The organism is Kitasatospora dryopteridis, assembly GCF_050749075.1.
Lineage (GTDB): Bacteria > Actinomycetota > Actinomycetes > Streptomycetales > Streptomycetaceae > Kitasatospora.
This window is the reverse complement of sequence record NZ_CP192749.1, coordinates 7,501,497-7,519,505: the sequence shown is the minus strand read 5'-3', so window position 1 is coordinate 7,519,505 and position 18,009 is coordinate 7,501,497. Positions and strand designations below refer to the sequence as shown.

Annotated in this window: 21 protein-coding genes; 7 read left to right on the top strand and 14 right to left on the bottom strand. The window is 75.2% G+C overall.

Features of this window, described 5'->3' with window-relative positions:
* Window positions 1-95 precede the first annotated feature (95 nt).
* Window positions 96-695, bottom strand: a complete 600-nt coding sequence (locus tag ACQ614_RS34140; RefSeq protein ID WP_431682988.1) for a TetR/AcrR family transcriptional regulator — start codon at window positions 693-695, stop codon at window positions 96-98.
* Between the two features lie 85 nt (window positions 696-780).
* On the opposite strand from ACQ614_RS34140, the gene ACQ614_RS34135 reads away from it, so the two are divergent.
* On the top strand, window positions 781-1,614 hold the full coding sequence (locus ACQ614_RS34135) for a class I SAM-dependent methyltransferase (protein WP_431682987.1): 834 nt from the start codon (window positions 781-783) through the stop codon (window positions 1,612-1,614).
* A 53-nt stretch (window positions 1,615-1,667) separates the two neighbouring features.
* On the opposite strand, the gene ACQ614_RS34130 is transcribed toward ACQ614_RS34135, so the two are convergent.
* Together ACQ614_RS34130 and ACQ614_RS34125 are read right to left on the bottom strand one after the other, a co-directional pair.
* The gene (locus ACQ614_RS34130) at window positions 1,668-2,579 is read right to left on the bottom strand and encodes a hypothetical protein (RefSeq protein ID WP_431682986.1); all 912 of its coding nucleotides are present in this window, start codon (window positions 2,577-2,579) and stop codon (window positions 1,668-1,670) included.
* Window positions 2,580-2,733: 154 nt separating this feature from the next.
* On the bottom strand, window positions 2,734-3,126 hold the full coding sequence (locus tag ACQ614_RS34125) for an ArsR/SmtB family transcription factor (protein ID WP_431682985.1): 393 nt from the start codon (window positions 3,124-3,126) through the stop codon (window positions 2,734-2,736).
* A gap of 95 nt (window positions 3,127-3,221) precedes the next feature.
* Here ACQ614_RS34125 and ACQ614_RS34120 point away from each other — a divergent pair, with 95 nt between their 5' ends.
* Entirely contained in the window at window positions 3,222-5,198 is a 1,977-nt protein-coding gene (locus ACQ614_RS34120; RefSeq protein ID WP_431682984.1) for a heavy metal translocating P-type ATPase, read from the top strand.
* A 115-nt stretch (window positions 5,199-5,313) separates the two neighbouring features.
* On the opposite strand, the gene ACQ614_RS34115 is transcribed toward ACQ614_RS34120, so the two are convergent.
* From ACQ614_RS34115 to ACQ614_RS34105, 3 genes are all read right to left on the bottom strand, one after another.
* Window positions 5,314-5,916 (bottom strand): TetR/AcrR family transcriptional regulator, encoded by a 603-nt coding sequence (locus ACQ614_RS34115; RefSeq protein ID WP_431682983.1) that lies wholly within the window; start codon window positions 5,914-5,916, stop codon window positions 5,314-5,316.
* 82 nt (window positions 5,917-5,998) lie between these two features.
* Window positions 5,999-6,703 (bottom strand): hypothetical protein, encoded by a 705-nt coding sequence (locus ACQ614_RS34110; RefSeq protein ID WP_431682982.1) that lies wholly within the window; start codon window positions 6,701-6,703, stop codon window positions 5,999-6,001.
* A gap of 105 nt (window positions 6,704-6,808) precedes the next feature.
* Entirely contained in the window at window positions 6,809-7,420 is a 612-nt protein-coding gene (locus ACQ614_RS34105) for a hypothetical protein (RefSeq protein WP_431682981.1), read from the bottom strand.
* Window positions 7,421-7,566: 146 nt separating this feature from the next.
* Between ACQ614_RS34105 and ACQ614_RS34100 the strand changes: the two genes are divergently transcribed.
* Entirely contained in the window at window positions 7,567-8,643 is a 1,077-nt protein-coding gene (locus ACQ614_RS34100) for an NAD(P)H-dependent flavin oxidoreductase (protein ID WP_431682980.1), read from the top strand.
* A gap of 97 nt (window positions 8,644-8,740) precedes the next feature.
* Here the strand turns inward: ACQ614_RS34100 and ACQ614_RS34095 are convergent, their stop codons facing one another.
* Window positions 8,741-8,971 (bottom strand): hypothetical protein, encoded by a 231-nt coding sequence (locus ACQ614_RS34095; RefSeq protein ID WP_363493496.1) that lies wholly within the window; start codon window positions 8,969-8,971, stop codon window positions 8,741-8,743.
* Between the two features lie 157 nt (window positions 8,972-9,128).
* On the opposite strand from ACQ614_RS34095, the gene ACQ614_RS34090 reads away from it, so the two are divergent.
* Together ACQ614_RS34090 and ACQ614_RS34085 are read left to right on the top strand one after the other, a co-directional pair.
* Window positions 9,129-9,695, top strand: coding sequence for a hypothetical protein (locus tag ACQ614_RS34090; protein WP_431682979.1), 567 nt, complete (start codon window positions 9,129-9,131; stop codon window positions 9,693-9,695).
* Window positions 9,696-9,821: 126 nt separating this feature from the next.
* Window positions 9,822-10,190: a YkvA family protein gene (locus tag ACQ614_RS34085; protein WP_431682978.1), complete on the top strand. Its 369-nt coding sequence runs from the start codon at window positions 9,822-9,824 to the stop codon at window positions 10,188-10,190.
* Between the two features lie 15 nt (window positions 10,191-10,205).
* Here ACQ614_RS34085 and ACQ614_RS34080 read toward each other — a convergent pair whose 3' ends face one another.
* A complete protein-coding gene (locus ACQ614_RS34080; RefSeq protein ID WP_431682977.1) occupies window positions 10,206-10,772 on the bottom strand; it encodes a GNAT family N-acetyltransferase in 567 nt (188 codons plus the stop codon).
* 137 nt (window positions 10,773-10,909) lie between these two features.
* Between ACQ614_RS34080 and ACQ614_RS34075 the strand changes: the two genes are divergently transcribed.
* Window positions 10,910-11,383, top strand: coding sequence for a carboxymuconolactone decarboxylase family protein (locus ACQ614_RS34075; RefSeq protein ID WP_431682976.1), 474 nt, complete (start codon window positions 10,910-10,912; stop codon window positions 11,381-11,383).
* A gap of 45 nt (window positions 11,384-11,428) precedes the next feature.
* Window positions 11,429-12,352, top strand: a complete 924-nt coding sequence (locus ACQ614_RS34070) for an RNA polymerase sigma-70 factor (RefSeq protein WP_431682975.1) — start codon at window positions 11,429-11,431, stop codon at window positions 12,350-12,352.
* A gap of 67 nt (window positions 12,353-12,419) precedes the next feature.
* On the opposite strand, the gene ACQ614_RS34065 is transcribed toward ACQ614_RS34070, so the two are convergent.
* The 6 genes from ACQ614_RS34065 to ACQ614_RS34040 form a co-directional block, all read right to left on the bottom strand.
* Entirely contained in the window at window positions 12,420-13,349 is a 930-nt protein-coding gene (locus ACQ614_RS34065) for a Gfo/Idh/MocA family protein (RefSeq protein WP_431682974.1), read from the bottom strand.
* 11 nt (window positions 13,350-13,360) lie between these two features.
* The gene (locus tag ACQ614_RS34060; RefSeq protein ID WP_431682972.1) at window positions 13,361-14,029 is read right to left on the bottom strand and encodes an O-methyltransferase; all 669 of its coding nucleotides are present in this window, start codon (window positions 14,027-14,029) and stop codon (window positions 13,361-13,363) included.
* Between the two features lie 218 nt (window positions 14,030-14,247).
* Complete coding sequence (locus ACQ614_RS34055; RefSeq protein WP_363493473.1) at window positions 14,248-14,931, bottom strand: DedA family protein; 684 nt, start codon at window positions 14,929-14,931, stop codon at window positions 14,248-14,250.
* Between the two features lie 185 nt (window positions 14,932-15,116).
* Window positions 15,117-15,974, bottom strand: coding sequence for a class I SAM-dependent methyltransferase (locus tag ACQ614_RS34050; protein ID WP_431682970.1), 858 nt, complete (start codon window positions 15,972-15,974; stop codon window positions 15,117-15,119).
* Between the two features lie 70 nt (window positions 15,975-16,044).
* Window positions 16,045-16,944: a spermidine synthase gene (locus tag ACQ614_RS34045; protein WP_431682968.1), complete on the bottom strand. Its 900-nt coding sequence runs from the start codon at window positions 16,942-16,944 to the stop codon at window positions 16,045-16,047.
* The gene (locus ACQ614_RS34040; RefSeq protein WP_431682966.1) at window positions 16,941-17,909 is read right to left on the bottom strand and encodes an alpha/beta hydrolase; all 969 of its coding nucleotides are present in this window, start codon (window positions 17,907-17,909) and stop codon (window positions 16,941-16,943) included. The genes ACQ614_RS34045 and ACQ614_RS34040 overlap by 4 nt, the downstream gene beginning before the upstream one ends.
* Window positions 17,910-18,009: the final 100 nt, after the last annotated feature.

Genomic DNA, 18,009 nt, shown 5'->3' with positions numbered 1-18,009 from the left:
GAGCCTACGGGGCGCGGCGGACGGTCGGGCCGCTTCGCAAGATCCCTCCGGTCGGCCCGCCGGGGCACGCGAAGTCCGGCGGGCGGAAGGGCTGTTCACGTCTGCGGGTCCGGCAGCACGCCGGCGATCACCGCGGCCACCGTACGGCGGACGGCTGCGGGCTGCGGCGGGGTGCCGTTCCGGTCGGCGAACAGCAGGTGGGCGGCGCCGATCAGGGTGGGTGCGAGGGTGTCGATGTCGGCGTCGGCGGTGATCCGGCCGAGGTCGCGTTCGGCGGCCAGGTAGCCGGCGATCACGGTGGTGGCCTCGGTCAGCAGCGGGACGCCGCTCGGCCTGCCGTCGCGCAGCCGGGCGCGCAGCGCGTCGCGGGAGGTGGTGAGGGCGATGATCGCCACCGCGACGGACTCGAACAGGCCGGTCAGTGCACCGGCGAGGTTGTCGGCGACCGCACCGGTGCCGGCGGTGCCGCGCAGTCCCTCGCCCCGGGCTTCGAGCCGGGCGGTGCGGTCGAGCACGAGTTCGGCGAGGAAGGCGTCGAAGTCGGCGAAGTGCCGGTGCAGGACGCCCTTGGCGCAGCCGGCCTCGGTGGTGACGGCCCTGCTGGTGAGTGCGCTCGGCCCGTCCCTGAGCAGGATGCGCTCGGCGGCGTCGAACAGCTGCTCCCGCGCGTCGCGGAGGGCCACTCCTGTGGGCATTCCCGGGTCTCCCTTCACGGCCGAACGCCGGGGTACCGGCCGGGCCCCGTTGACGAGTGGGCGAGCGCCCACTCATAGTGGGCGCATGCCCACTCTACCGCCCGGGGTGCCTCCTCCCCCGCCTCAAGGGCCCCGCCAAGTCCGGAACCTCGCCGAGTCGTTCGGCACCGACCCGGCGCGTTACGACCGGGCCCGCCCGCGCTACCCCGACGCCATGGTGGCGGCGGTCGCCGCCCGCATCCCCGGGCCCGAGGTCGTCGACGTCGGCATCGGGACCGGCATCGCGGCCCGGCAGTTCCGGGCAGCCGGCTGCACGGTGCTGGGCGTCGAGGCCGATCCGCGGATGGCCGAGTGGACCCGCCACCGCGGCATCGATGTCGAGGTCGCGGCCTTCGAGGCCTGGGACCCGGCCGGCCGCACCTTCGACGCCGTCGTCTCCGGCCAGACCTGGCACTGGGTGGACCCGGTCGCCGGAGCGGCGAAAGCCGCCGAGGCGCTGAGGCCCGGCGGACGGCTGGCGGTGTTCTGGAACGCCGACCGGCCGCCGCAGGACGTGGCCCGCGCCTTCGCCGAGGTCTACGGCCGGCTGCTGCCCGGCTCCCCGGCGCACCGCCGCTGGGCCTCGGCCGGCACCGTCGACGGGTACGCGATGCTGTGCGCGAAGGCCGCCGGCGGCATTCGGTCGACGGGCGCGTACGGCGACCCGGAGCAGTGGAGCTTCTCCTGGGAGCGGACGTACGGCCGCGAGGAGTGGCTCGACCAACTCCCCACCACCGGCGGCCACTCCGGCCTGCCGTCGGCCGACCTGGCGAAGCTGCTGGACGGCATCGGCGAGGTCGTCGACGCGGCCGGCGGGAGCTTCACCATGCCCTACGACACGCTGGTGGTCACCGCGGCCACCCTCCCCGGGAGTCCCTGAGAGACGCAGGGGCACGGGGCGGTCCGCCCCGTGCCCCCTGCGGTTCCGTACCGTCAGCCGGCGGTCTTGGTAAGGCGGACGGCCGTGGTCTGGCCGGCCGTCGCGGTGGTGCCGTAGTCGGAGTCGACGGCGGAGGCCTGGGCGGCCACCTCGGCGTCGCCCTTCTGGAAGGGCGTGGTGCCCGTCGGCTCGGCCTTCGCCTGCCACGCCACCGGGGCGCCCGGCACGCAGGGCACCGTGGTGGTGTACGACCCGCGGATCAGCACGCGGTGGCTGACCTGCGACACCTGCCCGGAGACGGTCACCGCGGCCGGCTTGTTGCAGGTGACGGTGCCGTGCACGGTGGCCTTGCCGTTCAGGGTGCTCGCGGTGCCGTCCACCGCCACTCCGAGGCCGAGGTCCAGTTCGGCCGGCGGGGCCGGGTTGTGGATGTGCACCTCGCCGCGGGCGGCAGCGGTCCAGCCCTCGCAGTGCTGCTCGAAGGTGGCGTCCAGGGTCTGCACGTAGCCGTTGGGGCCGAAGGCCACGTTGCTGATGGTGAAGGAGCCGGTCAGCGTGTTGCAGCCGCGGCCGTCACCGGACAGGTCCAGGCCGGGCTCGGCCGGGCCGGAGAACGGGGCCCGGGTCGCCCCCGTGTACTCGCCGACGGCGAGCTGCTTGCCCTCCGGGGCCTTCAGGTCGAGGCTCCACCAGCCACCGTGGGCGCCGTTGAGCGAAAGGCTGATGACCCGGTGGTCGGTGCTCGCGTAGACGTCGAACTTGTCCTGCGCGTCCGTCGCGTAGCTGTAGGACTGACCGCCCGTGATCCAGTCGCCCTGGTCGCCGCTGAAGCTCAGCGAACCGGAGGTGACGGCCTGCGCGTGCGCGGCGCCGCCGGTCAGAACGGTGGTGCCGGCCACGGCGAGGGCCGTGGCGACACCGGCGGCCGCCCGGCCGAGAGAGCGGGCAGGCAGGGTGAACTTCAATGCATCCCCCAGGAGTTGAAAGACAGTGCGGCACCCGGGCGCTACTCGCTCGGGGCCGAACGGATTCTGACAGTAGGGGCACGCACCGACAACGGAGTTTTGATCGCCGGAAGAGGGCATCGCCCTGCCGCACGGCCCCGACCGACGAGCGCCACTACCGCACTGCGGCGGGCCGGGTCCCGACTGCCGGCTCGGCCTCGTCCCGCAGGCCGAGGCGCAGGTGCTCGACGTGGAACAGCGCCTGGTCGAGGAGTTCGGCGACATGGTGGTCGTACAGCGAGTAGACGATCGAGCGGCCGCGCCGCTCGGTCGCGACCAGGCCCAGGTTGCGCAGCAGCCGCAGCTGGTGCGAGCAGGCGGAGGCCTCCATCCCGACGGCCTCGGCGAGGTCGCCGACCGCGCAGGGCCCCTCGTTCAGCCGGGCGAGGATCCGCAGGCGCGAGGGGGTGGCGAGGGCCTGGAGGGTGGCGGCGACGTCGGTCGCCCCCACGGCGTCGAGCCGCTCGCGGGTGCTGGCTGCGTTCCTGGCGTCGACTCCGTGGCCCATATGCCAATCCTATCGACTACATGTGAATACCTGTTCAGGTGTTCCTGTACGGTGGGAGCGTCGCTGTCCGGTCGCCCCCGAACGGTCCTTCCGCCATGCCCTCTGCCGTCCTGGACCTGCCCCCGCGCACCACCGGGGCACGCCCCGCCCCCGTACCCCCGCGCCGCCGCACCCGGGCCTTCGCCCTGCCCGAGGTCCGCTGGGCCGCCGCCGCGACGGGGCTGTTCCTCCTCGCCCTGCCGCTGCACCTGGCCGGCGCACCCGCCTGGGCCTGGGGCCCGCTGTACGCGCTCGCCTGCCTCGCCGGCGGCTGGGAGCCGGCCGCGGCCGGCCTGCAGGCGCTGCGGGAGAAGACGCTCGACGTGGACCTGCTGATGGTCGTGGCCGCACTGGGCGCCGCCGCGGTCGGGCAGGTGATGGACGGCGCCCTGCTGGTCGTCATCTTCGCCGCCTCCGGCGCACTGGAGGCCCTGGCCACCGCCCGCACCGCGGACTCCGTGCGCGGCCTGCTCGACCTCGCCCCGCCGACCGCGACCAGGCTGCTGGACGACGGCACCGAGGAGACCGTCCCCACCCGTGACCTGGCGGTCGGCGACACCGTCATCGTCCGGCCCGGCGAGCGGATCGGCGCCGACGGCCGCGTCCTGGACGGTACCGGCGACGTCGACCAGGCCACCATCACAGGCGAGCCGCTGCCGGCCGCCAAGCGCAGCGGGGACGAGGTCTTCGCCGGCACCCTCAACGGCACCGGCGCGCTGCGGATCAAGGTCGAACGGGACGCCTCCGACTCGGTGATCGCCCGGATCGTGGCCATGGTCGGGGAGGCCTCCGAGACCAAGGCCCCCACCCAGCTGTTCATCGAGAAGATCGAGCAGCGGTACTCGATCGGCATGGTGATCGCCACCCTCGCCGTCCTCGGCGTCCCGCTCGCCGCCGGCGCGGCCTTCACCGACTCGCTGCTGCGCGCCATGACCTTCATGATCGTCGCCTCGCCCTGCGCGGTGGTGCTGGCCACCATGCCGCCGCTGCTGTCGGCGATCGCCAACGCCGGCCGCCACGGTGTGCTGGTGAAGTCCGCCGTGGCCATGGAACGGATCGGCCGGACGGACACCGTCGCCCTGGACAAGACCGGCACCCTCACCGAGGGCGCACCCCGGGTCACCGCCGTCCGCCCGCTGCCGGGCTCCGGGCTGACCGAGGACCGGCTGCTCGCCCTCGCGGCAGCCGCCGAGCACCCCAGCGAACACCCGCTGGCCCGCGCGGCCGTCGGGGCCGCCCGCGCCCGAGGTCTCGCCCTCACCCCCGCCGCGGACTTCGCCGCCACCCCCGGCAGCGGCGTCACCGCCACCGTCGGCGGCCGCAGGGTCGGCGTCGGCTCCCCCGCCCGCCTCCTGGACTCCGCCGACCCGGCCGCGAGGCGGGCCGCGGCCGTCGCCGCCGAACTGGAGGAGGCCGGCCACACCGCCGTCGCCGTGGAGATCGACGGCCGGCCGGCGGGCGTCCTCGGCATCGCCGACCGGGTACGACCGGACGCCGCCGCCACCGTCGCCGCCCTCACCCGGCTCACCGGCAGAACGCCGGTGCTGCTGACCGGCGACAACCCCCGCGCAGCGGCCCGCCTGGCCGCCGACGCCGGCATCACCGAGGTGCGCGCCGGGCTGCTGCCCCAGGACAAGGCCGCCGCCGTCCAGGAGCAGGAACGGGCCGGCCGCGCCGTCCTGATGGTCGGCGACGGCGTCAACGACGCCCCCGCCCTGGCCGCCGCCCATGCCGGCATCGCCATGGGCCGGGCCGGCTCCGACCTCGCGCTGGAGACCGCCGACGCCGTGGTCGTCCGCGACGAACTCACCGCCGTCCCCGCCGTGGTCGCCCTCTCCCGGCGCGCCCGCCGCCTGGTCGTGCAGAACCTCGTCCTCGCCGCGGTGTTCATCTCGGCCCTGGTCGTCTCGGACCTGGTCACCACCCTGCCGCTGCCGCTCGGCGTCCTCGGCCACGAGGGTTCCACCGTCCTCGTCGGCCTCAACGGCCTGCGTCTGCTCCGCGAATCGGCCTGGACGCGGGCCTGCGCCTGAGGAGTTGTCCTCAACGGCCCTCGGGCGCCCCTTGTGGCGCAGCCATGACCTTCAAGGACGCGTCCTGGGCGTCCGAGGCTGGGCCGCTGCACCCGCCGCGCGGCCCGCGGGCCCGTCAGTCCGCGCGGACCAGACGCCGCACGGCGGGCCACAGCCCGTCGAGCCCCGCCGGGTCGTCCGCCAGTTTCGCCAGCAGCACCGCACCCTCCAGGTGCGCCACCAGCGCCCGGGCGGTCTCCGCATCGGCGGCGACCGCCTCCGTGGCGGCCGCCTCGGCCAGCACCCCCAGCACCAGCGCCGCCTGCTCGTCGAAGATCGCCGCGAGTCGCGCCTGGATCTCCCGCTCCTGGCCGCTCAGCTCCAGCGCCAGATTGCCCAGCAGGCACCCGCGGACGCTGCCGCCCGCCGCCTTGTCCGCCCGCTGCGCCGCCGCCTGCGCCTCCAGCAGCTGCCGCAACCGCTCCAGCGGCGGCTCCAGCGGCGGCTCCCCCGCATCCCCGAGCACCGACCGCCAAACCTTCTGCTGCACCGCCCAGTGCGCGTCGACCGCGGCCAGCGTCAGCGCCTGCTTGGAGGCGAAGAAGTGGTAGAAACTGCCCTTCCGCACATCCGCCCGCGCACAGATCTCCGCCACCCCGACCGCCGAGTACCCGCGGTCGTGCAGCAGCTCGCACGCGGCGTCCAACAGCCGCTCGTGTGCCGTGCTGGTGCGTCCCATGCCGCGAGTATACGGTCGGTCAACTAATGCCCGGGGGACCGTCCGCGCCCGCACCCGGGCGCGGACCGGCGCCTCGATCGGGTCAGCCCGCCGGGGCCGCCTGGTGGATGGCGGGGAGGGCCGCGCGGGCGACGGAGGCCAGGCGGTCGAAGAGGTCGGCGGTGGACGCGGCGTCCCAGGGGCGGCCCCGGTCGGCGAGGACGCGGACGCTGATCCGCAGGTTGTCGTGCCGGACGGTGACCGCGAGGATGTCCTGCTTCTCGTTGCTCATGTTGTCGACGATCCGGTAGCCCTCGCTGCCGATGCCGGTCTGCGGCTCGTACCGGTTGTCCTTCGCGACGTCCTTGACGTCCTCGCCCCGGCCCGCCTCGAACTGCCGCTTCGCCGTGGCGCTGTCGGGCCAGACGGTGATGTACGTGCGGACGGCACCGCCGGCGCCCGCGTCGCCCTCGATCCGGAGCTTCTGCGCGCAGGAGGCCGTCCGGCCCGAGGACGGCTCGGGGCTCTTCTCCTCGGACTGCGGGGCTCCGGCGGCCTTGCCGATCACCGGCGCGAGGGGTGCGTAGTCGAGCAGCCTGCAGAGGCCGGCCATGTCGACCGGGGTGCCGTAGGTGGTCGGCCCGGCCGGGGCATCGGCCGCGCCGCCGGGCGTGCCGGCCCCGGAGGGTGCCGCGGCGGTCTGCTGCGGCGGCCGGGACTGTGCCTCCGAGGAGGCGCCGGCACAGGCCCCGGCCGTGCCGGCGAGTAAGAGCAGGAGCGCCGCGGGGGCGTGTCGTCGAATCCGCATGGTCCGGAGCCTAGCCACGGGGTCCGACAGCGGAGGCCGAAATCCCGCCCTCCGCCGCGCTGCTGACGGTGTGTCCGGTCACATCCCGAGGGCCGCCGGATCGGGTCAGTGGAAGACCACGGCCCGCCCGGTGGCGAGGCTGGACCGGCAGGCCTCGTGGAACTGGTACCAGGCGAACTTCTCGGCCTCGAACGGGTCGTCGGGCGCCACGGTGGCGGCGTCGGCGTCCGGGTCGATGCCGATCACCGGTGCGATCTTCCGGAGTTCGGCGAGCAGCCCGGCGGTGGAGCCGACGATGCCGCCTCCGGCGACCCCCGACTCCTGCGGCAGGAACAGCGGGTCGGCGAAGTCCACGGGCACGTAGAAGCCGTCGCAGTCGGAGTGGCAGAGCAGGTGCGAGGAGAACATCAGGGTCTCCTCCCCCACCTCCTCCTGGTCGCGCTCGTACTGCTCCCGGTCGGTGGTCGCCGCCGGGGTGACCTCGGCGCCCTGCCGCTGCAGGACGTACACGCGGCGCAGGTGGTGCAGGTAGCCGTACGGGAAGCCTGCCGAGAACTCGGCGCGCCCGGTGTCGTCGGCGGCCGGCTCGCGCCAGGTGATGCCCTTGTCGTTCAGGGCCCCGGAGAGGAGGTCCAGCGCGCCGGCGTGGCGCTCGGCACCCTCGGGCTCGTGGCGGGTGAGGTCGTTGATCAGTCCGACGGATATCGAAAGTCCCATGCGCCGTACGGTACGGCCCGCCGCCGACACCGGGGCATCCCCTGACGCCGCGGCACCTCCCGACACGCGGCCCGAACCCGCCCCCTCGCCAATAGTTGACCGGTCGTCTAGCATTGTGGCAGTCGAGAGCGAGGGAGCGCATCGTCATGACGTCACGGGCCGTGAACCGGTTCTGCGAGCTGTTGGGGCTGGAGCATCCGGTGGTCCAGGGGCCGTTCGGCGGCGGGATGTCGTCGGTGGCGCTGGCCTCCGCCGTGTCCGACGCCGGCGGACTCGGGTCCTTCGGCGCCCACCACCTGCAGCCGGACGCGGTCGCCGGGGTGGTGAAGGAGCTCCGGGCCGCGACCGACCGGCCCTTCGCGGTCAACCTCTGGGTGCCCCAGGAGGGCGAGCGCGAGGTCCGCGCCACGGCCGCGGACGTCGAACGGCTCCGCCCCTACTACGAGGAGTTCGGGCTGCCCGTGCCGTCCACCGAGCGGCGGCCGCAGCCGGACTTCGACGACCAGGTCGACGCGCTGCTGGCCGCCGGGCCGCCGGCGATCAGCCTGGTCATGGGCCTGCCGCCGGAGCGGCTGGTGGCCGAGGCGCGGCGGCGCGGCATCGTCCTGATCGGCACGGCCACCACGGTCGCCGAGGCCGAGGCGCTGGAGCGGGCGGGCGCGGACGTCGTGGTGGCCTCCGGCAGCGACGCGGGCGGGCACCGCGGGGCGTTCCTGGCGCCCGTCCGGGAGTCGCTGGTCGGCACCTTCGCACTGGTGCCGCAGGTGGCGGACGCCGTCCGGGTGCCGGTGGTGGCCGCGGGCGGGATCACCGACGGGCGCGGCATGGCCGCGGCCCTGGTGCTGGGAGCGGACGCGGTGCAAATCGGCACCGGCTTCCTGGCCTGCGCGGAGTCCGGGGCGAGCGAGGTGCACCGCCGGGCGCTGCTCTCCCCCGAGGCGCGGACGACCGTGCTCACCCGGCTGTTCTCCGGCCGTACGGCCCGCGGCGTCGCCAACCGCTTCGTACGGGAGATGGCGGCGCACGAGGAGGACGTGCCCGCGTACCCCGCGCAGAACGCCCTGATGCTGCCGCTGCGCGCCGAGGCGGCCGCCCGGGGCAGGTCCGACCTGGTCAACCTGTGGTCCGGGCAGGCCGCCGGGCTCGCGGTGGGCGGCCCGGCCGCCGACTACCTGTCGTCGCTGCTGGCCGACGCCGGCCTGCTGCTCGGCCGGCGGCTCTGACGGCCGGGCATCGGAAGACCTGCGTGGGGCGGGAGGTGCGGCGCCGCACCTCCCGCCCCACGCAGGTCCCCGTGCCGACCCGACGGCTCGGGGCCGGTCAGGCTTCGCCGGGGTGCCAGGCGGGCCACTCCCAGGGGCGGTCGGCCCACTGGACGAGGACGGGGTCGTGCGGGTCGAGGTCGGGGAAGGCGTGCTTGACCTCCGGCTCGAACTCCTCCGGGGCCAGCGGCTTCCAGCCGGCGCCCTTGAAGTGCACCAGCCGGTAGCGGCTGTCGGTGCGGAACTCGGCGACCTCGACCAGGGGTTCGGTGGTGCTGTTGCTGTTCATGTGCCCAAGCATCGTCCGGGCCCCCGGGGCGCGCACCCCCACCGCACCACGGTGTGCGCCGCCCGGTGCCGTTCCGCGCCGGTGCCCCGGCTCGTTGGGCAGGCCGGCCCCGCCGCGACCGCGGCCCGGGGCCCGCCGGAGGCACGGGAGGCCGGGCATGGAGGAGCAGTGGAAGGCGCCGTGGACGTACGGATGGGAGACGGCCGATCCCGCGCCGCCACCACCCCCTCCCCCGCCCGCGGGGCGCGGCCACCGGACGGTCGGCACGGCCGTCGCCGTCCTCGGCGGTGCGGCACTGCTCGGCGGGCTGCTGGCGACCTGCGGACCGTCCCGGTCGGGTGAGATGACCGGGGTCCTGGCCACCGCACCCGGGGCCTCCCCCGCGACCGGCGGCCCCGGCGCCCTGCCGGCGCCGCCCTGGCTGTCCGCCCCCGGCACGTCCTCCGGCGGTGCCACCGCCGACACCTCCGCGGCCTCGCCGACGGACTCCGCGAGCCCCGGCGGCAGCGGGGAGGAGGCGGAATCGGGCGGCACCCCGAGCCGCTCCGCGCACCCGGCGCCCGCCCGCACCCCGCGCAGACCCCGCCCCGCCGACCGGCCGAGGACGACCCCCGCCGCGCCGGCGCCTCCCGCGATCAAGGTCTGTGCGGAGGCGGAGCGCCAGGGCCAGTGGCAGCCCGGCTCGGAACAGGCACGGATCTGCCGCAACCTCTACGGCGGCTGAACCGGGGCCGGGAGCCCGGCGGCGGCAAGGTTGTGGGCCGTCGGCCTCTACGGAAGAGGGGGTGCCGTCCCGTACCGTGGAGCGGCGGGCGCAGCGGGCGTCCCACCGGGCAGCGAGGAGGACGCCGTGGCCAAGCCCGGCCCGAAGCGGATGCGTGGGCTCGACCGGGCCGCGGTCACGCGGTCGGCCTGGAGCCTGTACCGGGAGACCCAGCGGCCGGGGGCGCCGGGGCTCGGTGCCCGGGTGCTGGCGACGCCGCGGCTGCTGCGGGACGCCCTCGGCGGGCGCTACCCGGGGGTGGGGCCGGGCAAGCTGGCCGCCCTCGCGGTGCTGTCGGCGGTGTACCTGCTGAGCCCGGTGGACGTGCTGCCGGACTTCATCCCGTTCGTCGGCTGGACGGACGACACGGCCGTGCTGGTGTGGTTCCTGGCCGGCCTGACCCGCGAGTCCGGCCGGTACCTGGAGTGGGCGCAGGGGCGGACGGAGTCCGACTGAGCCGTCCGGGACCGGCTACAGCACCTTCACCAGGCGCTCGAAGCGGAGGTCGGGGCGGAGCGGGATGCCGAAGCGCTCGTCGCCGTACGGGAAGGGCTGGTACTCGCCGCTGCGCCGGTAGCCGCGGCGCTCGTACCAGGCGATCAGGTCGGCGCGCTGCTCGATGACGGTCATCTCCATGCGGTCGATGCCCCACTGTTCGCGGGCGTGCCGCTCGGCGTGCTCGAGGACGGTGCGGCCGAGGCCGGCGCCCTGCAGGGAGGGCCGGACGGAGAACATGCCGAAGTAGGCGGCTTCGGGGCGGCGCTCGAGGTGGCAGCAGGCGAGCAGGTCGCCGCCGGACTCGGCGAGCAGCACCACGGAGTCGGGGCGGGAGATCACCTCGGCGACGCCGGCCTCGTCGGTGCGCTGCCCGTCGAGCAGGTCGGCCTCGGTGGTCCAGCCGGCCCGGCTGGCCTCGCCGCGGTAGGCGGACTCGATCAGGGCGACGACGGCGGACACGTCGGCCGGTCCGGCGGCGCGGAAGGCGGGTTCGGGCTGCACGGGCGGCTCCGGGGTGAGGGCGGCGGCTGGTCCTGCCATCGTGCCACGGCCGGATGCGGCCGCGGGAGGGCCGTCCGGCACGCGGGGTGGCGCAGGTCACATCCGTTCGTGTCACAGGGGACCGGGCTGTCCCGTCCCAGGGTGTGCAAGCACGGACCACCACGGAGGAGCACACCATGAACGCACGACTGGACTTCCTCGCCGTCCCGACCGCCGGCAAGGCCGTCAAGCACATCATGGCGGCGGGCCGGACGGTGAAGGAGTCGGCCCTGCCGGCCGCGACGCAGGAGCTGGTGGCGCTGCGGGTGAGCCAGATCAACGGCTGCGCCGTCTGCATCGACATGCACACCAAGGAGGCCGTCGCGGCAGGCGAGGATGCGGTGCGGCTGAACCTGGTGGCCGCATGGCGCGAGGCCACCGTGTACACCGAGGCCGAGCGCGCCGCGCTGGAGTTCGCGGAGCAGGGGACCAGGATCGCGGACGGGGCCGGCGGGGTCGGCGACGAGGTGTGGGAGGCTGCCGCCAAGCACTACGACGAGGAGCAGTTGGCCGCCCTGACCCTCCTGGTCTCCTTCATGAACCTGGCCAACCGGCTGAACGCCATCACCAGGCAGCCGGCCGGCAACTACGTGGCCGGGCAGTTCCACTGACGGACCGGCAGGGCTGGGCACCGCACACGGGGAAGGGGAGTCGGCGTGGGCAAGGTCGAGGAGTTCCAGGAGCTGCGGCCGCTGCTGTTCTCGATCGCGTACCGGATCCTGGGCAGCGTGGGCGAGGCCGAGGACGCGGTGCAGGAGACGTGGCTGCGCTACGACGCCTCGGCGACCCTGCCCGCGTCGACCAAGGCGTATCTGTCGGCCGCGGTGACCCGGATCTCGATCGACGTGCTGCGTTCCGCGCGGGTGCGGCGGGAGGCGTACGTCGGGCCGTGGTTCCCCGAGCCGCTGCTGGACGACCCCTACCAGGATCCGGCGCGGTCGGTGGAGCTGGCCGACTCCGTGTCGATGGCGGCGCTGCTCCTGCTGGAGCGGCTGAGCCCGCTGGAGCGGGCGGTGTTCGTGCTGCGTGAGGTGTTCGCCTTCGGGTTCGACGAGGTCGCCGCGGCGGTGGGGCGTTCGGAGGCGGCGTGCCGGCAGCTGCTGGTGCGGGCGCGGCGCCACATGCGGGACGGGCGTCCGCGGTTCGCCGCGGACCGCCGGGAGCGGCAGGAGCTCGCGACGCGGTTCTTCGACGCACTGGCCAACGGCGACGTCGGCGGACTGCAGCACCTGCTGGCCGCCGACGCCCAGCTGGTCTCCGACGGCGGCGGGAACGCCCCGCAGCTGGCCAGGACCGTCATGGGCGCGGAGAACGTGGCCCGGGTCCTGGGCGCGGCCTTCCCCCGGATGCTCCGGATCGGCGTGATCTTCGAACCGCACGAGGTCAACGGCCAGCCCGGCGCGGTCTTCCGCGACCGGGACGGCCGCGTCCTGAACGTCCTCGCCCTCGATGTGATCGACGGCCGGATCCGGACCGTGCGCGGCATGATCAACCCTGACAAGCTCCGCCACCTCGGCCCGGTCGCTGACGCCTGGGCCGTCGACCGCGAGGTGAAACGGGCCCGCCGGCGGGACACCTGACCCGCAGCAGTGTCGCGCTGCTGCGGGCCGGTCGGACCGTCCTCGTACTGCCGGTCGGTGCCGGTGATCATGCCCCCGGAACGGGCACCGGGTCGGCTGCGGCGGGGAGCCGGACCGTGCCGCCGTCGGCCAGGGACCGTTCGGCGGCGGCGAGGATCTCGACCACGCGCAGGCCGAAGGCGGCGTCGCACGGGTGCGGGGTGCCGCTGTCGGCGGCGGCGAGCAGGGCGTCGACGGCCTTGCCGAAGGCGTCCACGGGCGGGACGCCCTGCTCGGGGAGCCGGTGCACACCGGCCTCGCCGCGCAGCTCCAGGACGACGCCGGCGGCCTCCGGCGGTGCGGTCAGGCTGACCGAGACGGTGCTGGAGGCGCCGCCGGTGTGGCCGATCAGCAGGTGGGCGGTGTCGGCGGGCCCGGGGGCCGCGGTGACGGTGGCGGCGTCGCCGAGCACCGGCAGCAGCAGGGAGAGCGCGTGCGGGCCGATGTCCCACAGGGCGCCCTTCTCGCGCCGCCAGGGCGAGGCGGCGTACGGGCTGTCGGTGGTGAAGACGGCCCCGAGCCAGTCGCAGCGGGCGGTGAACCAGCCGCCCCGGCCGGCCTGCTCGGCGAGCCAGCCGACCCGCTCGCCGCCGAAGCGGAGGGTGAAGAAGACCACCGAGGCGAGCCGGTTGGCGGCGACCGCGTCGGCGATCCGGCGGGCCTCCGGCACGGTGAGCGCCACCGGCTTGTCGAGCAGCAGGTGCCGGCCGGCCTCGGCTGCTCGCAGGGCGACCTCGGCCTGGGCCTGCGGGGCGAGGGCGACGGCCACCGCGTCGACGTCCGCGATCAGCTTGTCGGCGTCCTCGTAGGCGGGGACGCCGTGCTCCGCGGCGATCGCCGCCGCGGCCTCGGGGCGGCGGCCCCAGACCCCGGCGAACTCCACGCCGGGGTGGCCCGCCAGGGCGGGCGCGTGGACACCACGGGCCCAGGGGCCGGTGCCGAGCAGTCCTATCCTCATGCCGCCCCCGTTCAGGCCTGGACGCGGATCATGGTGAAGCCGTCGTAGCCCTTGGCGCCGACGGTCTGGATCGAGGTCGCGGAGACCCGCGGCTCGGCGGCGATCGCGTCGTGCAGGCGGCGGGTGCCGACGATGGCCGGGTCGGTGGAGTCGGCCTCGGCGACCTTGCCGCCGCGGACGGTGTTGTCGACGATGATCAGCGAGCCGGGCCGGGTGAGCCGCAGCGCCCAGGCGAAGTACACCGGGTTGCTCGGCTTGTCGGCGTCGATGAAGACCAGGTCGAACGGGGCTGCGCCTTCGTCGGCGAGCTGCTGGAGGCTCTCGGCGGCGGGGCCGACCCGGACCTCGGCGATCTCGGCGAATCCGGCGTGCTTGAGGTTGCCGCGGGCGACCTCGGCGTGCACCGGGTCGATCTCCAGGGTGACCAGGCGGCCGTCGGCGGGCAGTGCGCGGGCCATCCAGATCGCGCTGTACCCGCCGAGCGTGCCGACCTCCAGGACGCGCTTGGCGCCGAGCGTCTGGGCGAGCAGCTGGAGCTGCTTGCCCTGCGGCGCGGAGACGGCGATCCGGGGCAGCCCGGCCGCGTCGGCGGCCTGCTGGGCTGCCGCCAGCACCGGGTCGTCCCCGATCAGGGTCTCGGTGAAGTAGTCGTCGACCGCCGTCCACACCTGCTGGCTCAAGCCCGCCTCCCAGTCCGTAGTTCGCGCACCGAAGTTCGCGCACCGAGCCTATGGCATCGGACTGCCTCCGGGGTGGCGGCTCGTGGCCGATCGGGCACGTGAAAATCGGGACACGAAGAAGGGCGCGGGGCGCTGCGCGTGGCGGAAGGTGCGGTTTCGTGCCTTCTGCCTCGTGCAGTGCCCCGCGCCCCGGTGCCGGGTGCGGCGGCGGCGGCCGGTCAGTCGGCCACGGACTCCGCCGTTTCCAGCGGCTTGGCGGCGGCGTCCGGCCCCTTGCCGCCGGACTGCTCGGGGTGCTCGGCGCGGGACTTGGCGGCGCGGCGCTTCAGCAGCCAGGCCGAGCCTGCGCCGGCGAGCGCGGCCACGACGAGGCCGGCCCAGGAGAAGCCCTTCAGCCACTGCTCGGCGACCTTGCCGACCTGGTAGATCAGCAGCGTGGTGCCGCCGGCCCAGACGATGCCGCCGAGCACGTTGGCGATCAGGAACTTCCAGTACGGCATGCGCAGGGCGCCGGCGAGCGGGCCGGCGAAGATCCGCAGCAGGGCGATGAACCGGCCGAAGAAGACCGCCCACATGCCCCACTTCTGGAAGGACCGTTCGGCGCTCGCCAGGTGGTCGGGCCCGAAGTGCTTGGGGAAGCGCCGGCCGAGCTTCTCGAAGAGCGGTTTGCCGCCGCGGCGACCGATGGAGTACCCGATCGAGTCGCCGATGACGGCGCCGGCGATCGCGACGGCCGCCACCCACCAGGGGCTGACCACGCCGCGCGCGGAGAGCAGCGAGGCGGACACCAGGGCGATCTCGCCGGGCAGCGGGATACCGAGGCTCTCCAGGCCGATGATCAGGCCGACGAGGGCGTACACCGAGGTCGGTGGGACGCTCTCGATCCACTGGTCGATGTGCAAGGCCGGTTACCTCCGTGGCGGGACGAGACCGCGTCTCGGCTTCGATTGCTGGGCCGCGGGCACGCCCTGGCGCCCACAGGGCAGGGTAACGGGTTGACCCGCCCTTTACCTCATACGCCGACCGGGCGACGGCGGTTCCCCCGGCCGTCGGTCGGCGCCGGGCGCCCGCGCCCCGCCGGTGCGGCTCAGCCGGTGGCGCGCCCCTCGCGGGCGGAGAAGCGCAGGGCGCACACGGACGGCCGGAGCGCCCCGAGCAGCGGGAGGCGGGCGACGACGGGCAGCAGGGCACCGACCGCGCCGCGGCCGGCGGCCGGCAGCACGTCGCGGATCTCGGCGACGGCGGGGTGGGCGGTGGCGAGCTTGCCCTGCTCGTCGGCGTCCATGCCCCAGGGCATCGGCGGGGCGGTGTAGCCGTGGGCGTGCAGCTTGCCCCGGACGGCTAGGCGGCTGAACCAGCGCGGCACGGCGTCGAAGACGAAGGTGCCGTCGGGGAAGTGCTCGGCGCAGCGGGCGATCAGGTCGCGGACCTCGGTCGGCCGCAGGTACATCAGCAGGCCCTGGGCGGTGATCAGGACGCCGTGCGAGGGGTCGACCTCGTCCATCCAGGCCGGGTCGGTGGCGGAGCAGGCGATCAGGCGCTGGCGGGAGTCGGCGGGCAGCAGCTGTTCGCGCAAGGCGACGGCCTCGGGCAGGTCGACGGAGAGCCACTGGGCGCGGCCGTTGTCGACCCGCCAGTACTGGGTCTCCAGGCCTTCGCCGAGGCAGACCACGGTGCCGCGCGGGCAGCGGACGAGGAAGTCGGAGACCTCCCGGTCGAAGCAGCGGACCCGCAGGGCCTGGATCTGGCCGACGATCCCGCCGTCGGGGCCGAACCGCTCGGCGAACGGGTAGTCGATCCGCTCGACGAGCTCCACGGCCTTGGGGTCGGGCAGCACGGTGTCCCACCGGCGGGCCTCGACGGCCCGGTGGTAGAGCGTCCACAGGGCGGTCTCGGGCACGTCGCCGAGGTCGGCGCCGATCTTCTGCGGCTGCTGGGCGGTCATCGCCGTGCTCCCTCCGGTGGCCCGGCGGCCGTCGCCGGGTCCGGCTTGGCATTCTGCCCCGGCGGGGCGCTCAGCCGACGCTGAACGCGCCGTCCGGTGGCGGCGGGGAGTCGACGGCCTCGGTGTCGTGGACGGGCGCCGTGCCGCCGATCAGGTCGTCGAGCGCGGCGCCGTCGGTGAGCCGGGCGGGGAAGGGGTCGCCGGCCAGCCGCCGGGCGAGTTCGTCGGCGGGCAGCGGGGCGTGCGAGCCGATCAGCAGGATGTTGCCGTAGCGGCGGCCGCGGAGCACGGCGGGTTCGGCGGCCAGGCAGGTGTACGGGAAGACCGCGCGGACGGTGGCGGCCTGGGCGGCGGCGAAGGCGAGCGGCGGGCCGTCGGCGAGGTTGGCGGCGTAGCAGCCGCCGGGGCGCAGCGCGGCGGCGGCGAGGGCGACGAACTCGACGGAGGTGAGGTGGGCGGGGGTGCGGGAGCCGTGGAAGACGTCGGCGACGACGAGATCGACACCGCCGGGCGGGGCGGCGGCCAGGGCGGTGCGGGCGTCGCCGACGGTCACCTCGATGCCGTCGGGCCAGGGCAGGACGTCGGCGACGAAGTCGACCAGCGGGCCGTCGGCCTCGACGACGTGCTGCCGGGAGCCGGGCCGGGTGGCCGCCAGGTAGCGGGGCAGGGTGAGGGCGCCGCCGCCGAGGTGCAGGGCGTCCAGTGGCTGCCCGGCGGGGGCGAGCGCGTCGATGAGGTGGCCGAACCGCCGGGTGTACTCGAACTCGAGGTGGGTGGGGTCGGCCAGGTCGACGTACGACTGCGGGGTGCCGTCGAGGGTGAGCAGCCAGGCCTTCGGCCGGTCGAGGTCGGGCAGGAGTTTGGCGGTGCCGAGGGAGACCGTCCGCTGCACGGGGAGCGGCTCGTCGGCCGGGGCCCCGCCGGCGGGGGTGCCGCCGGCGGGACGGTCGGGCGGGGTGCTGCCGGTCATGCGGAGCCGACCGGCACGCCGGGCAGGTAGGCGGCGAGCCAGCGGTCGAGCTCGGCGAAGACCTGGCCGCGGGCCTGATCGCCGGAGAGCACCAGGTCGTGCACACCGCCCTCGATGCGGACGACGGTGACGTGCCCGCCGAGGCGCGGGCCGAGGGCGGCGATGTCGTCGGCCCGCAGCACGGCGTCGGTGCGGTGCAGGGCGTCGTCCCAGCGGCTGGTCACGGTGGAGGCGGTGGAGGCCATCAACAGGACGGGGCAGTCGATCGCCAGGCCGCGGCGGACGGCGCGGTGGCCGCGCTGGATGGCTGCGAGCCAGCCGGCGTACAGCGGGAAGCCCTCGGCGGGCTTGAGCGAGAGGTCGAACTCCCAGCTGCCCTTGTGGTCGCGGTGCAGGCTGTGCACGTAGTGCGGGTTGAGCGGGGCGGGCAGCTTGCGCAGCGCGGCGACCCGGCCGAGGGCCTCGAGGGCGGGGGCGCCGAGGGTGCGGACGGCGGCCGCGGCGGGCATGGAGAGGAACGGGCTGTTGAGGAACAGGCCGTCGACCAGCCCGCGGCCGGCCCGCCGGTCCGCCCAGAGGGCGGTGACCAGGCCGCCGGTGGAGTGCCCGTTGACGAGCAGCTCGGTGTGCCCGTCGACCTCGCGGACGATCCGCACGGCCTCGTCGAGCTCCTCGTCGTAGGCGGAGAGGTCGCGGACGAAGTTCGGCGACTGGTGGGGGCGCAGCGAGCGCCCGTACTTGCGCAGGTCGAGTGCGTAGAAGGACCAGCCGGCCGCGGTGTAGTGATCGGCGAGGTGGGTCTGGAAGAAGTAGTCGACGTAGCCGTGCACGTAGAGCACCGCGCGCTGCGAGCCGGGCACCAGCCGGCGGACGAGGGTGGCGCTGACGGCGCCCTCCTCGTCGGCGGCGAGCGGCAGCTCGACGGCCTCGTAGGGCTCGCCCAGGATGTCTGTCCGGAAGTCCATGCCGCTGTCCCTGTCCCCTCGTTGTCCGTCTCCCGGCCCGACCATACCGCCCGGTAGCCCCGGCCGGGCGGGAGGGCCGCCCCAAGGGTGTCCGGACGTG

Bases quoted from the DNA above. Each gene is read 5' to 3' on its own strand.
- ACQ614_RS34115 (WP_431682983.1), bottom strand. From the start codon at position 5,916: ATGGGACGCACCAGCACGGCACACGAGCGGCTGTTGGACGCCGCGTGC.
- ACQ614_RS34050 (WP_431682970.1), bottom strand. From the start codon at position 15,974: ATGACCGCCCAGCAGCCGCAGAAGATCGGCGCCGACCTCGGCGACGTG.
- ACQ614_RS34095 (WP_363493496.1), bottom strand. From the start codon at position 8,971: ATGAACAGCAACAGCACCACCGAACCCCTGGTCGAGGTCGCCGAGTTC.
- ACQ614_RS34120 (WP_431682984.1), top strand. From the start codon at position 3,222: ATGCCCTCTGCCGTCCTGGACCTGCCCCCGCGCACCACCGGGGCACGC.
- ACQ614_RS34065 (WP_431682974.1), bottom strand. From the start codon at position 13,349: ATGAGGATAGGACTGCTCGGCACCGGCCCCTGGGCCCGTGGTGTCCAC.
- ACQ614_RS34140 (WP_431682988.1), bottom strand. From the start codon at position 695: ATGCCCACAGGAGTGGCCCTCCGCGACGCGCGGGAGCAGCTGTTCGAC.
- ACQ614_RS34075 (WP_431682976.1), top strand. From the start codon at position 10,910: ATGAACGCACGACTGGACTTCCTCGCCGTCCCGACCGCCGGCAAGGCC.
- ACQ614_RS34040 (WP_431682966.1), bottom strand. From the start codon at position 17,909: ATGGACTTCCGGACAGACATCCTGGGCGAGCCCTACGAGGCCGTCGAG.
- ACQ614_RS34110 (WP_431682982.1), bottom strand. From the start codon at position 6,703: ATGCGGATTCGACGACACGCCCCCGCGGCGCTCCTGCTCTTACTCGCC.
- ACQ614_RS34080 (WP_431682977.1), bottom strand. From the start codon at position 10,772: ATGGCAGGACCAGCCGCCGCCCTCACCCCGGAGCCGCCCGTGCAGCCC.
- ACQ614_RS34135 (WP_431682987.1), top strand. From the start codon at position 781: ATGCCCACTCTACCGCCCGGGGTGCCTCCTCCCCCGCCTCAAGGGCCC.
- ACQ614_RS34045 (WP_431682968.1), bottom strand. From the start codon at position 16,944: ATGACCGGCAGCACCCCGCCCGACCGTCCCGCCGGCGGCACCCCCGCC.
- ACQ614_RS34090 (WP_431682979.1), top strand. From the start codon at position 9,129: ATGGAGGAGCAGTGGAAGGCGCCGTGGACGTACGGATGGGAGACGGCC.
- ACQ614_RS34105 (WP_431682981.1), bottom strand. From the start codon at position 7,420: ATGGGACTTTCGATATCCGTCGGACTGATCAACGACCTCACCCGCCAC.
- ACQ614_RS34125 (WP_431682985.1), bottom strand. From the start codon at position 3,126: ATGGGCCACGGAGTCGACGCCAGGAACGCAGCCAGCACCCGCGAGCGG.
- ACQ614_RS34100 (WP_431682980.1), top strand. From the start codon at position 7,567: ATGACGTCACGGGCCGTGAACCGGTTCTGCGAGCTGTTGGGGCTGGAG.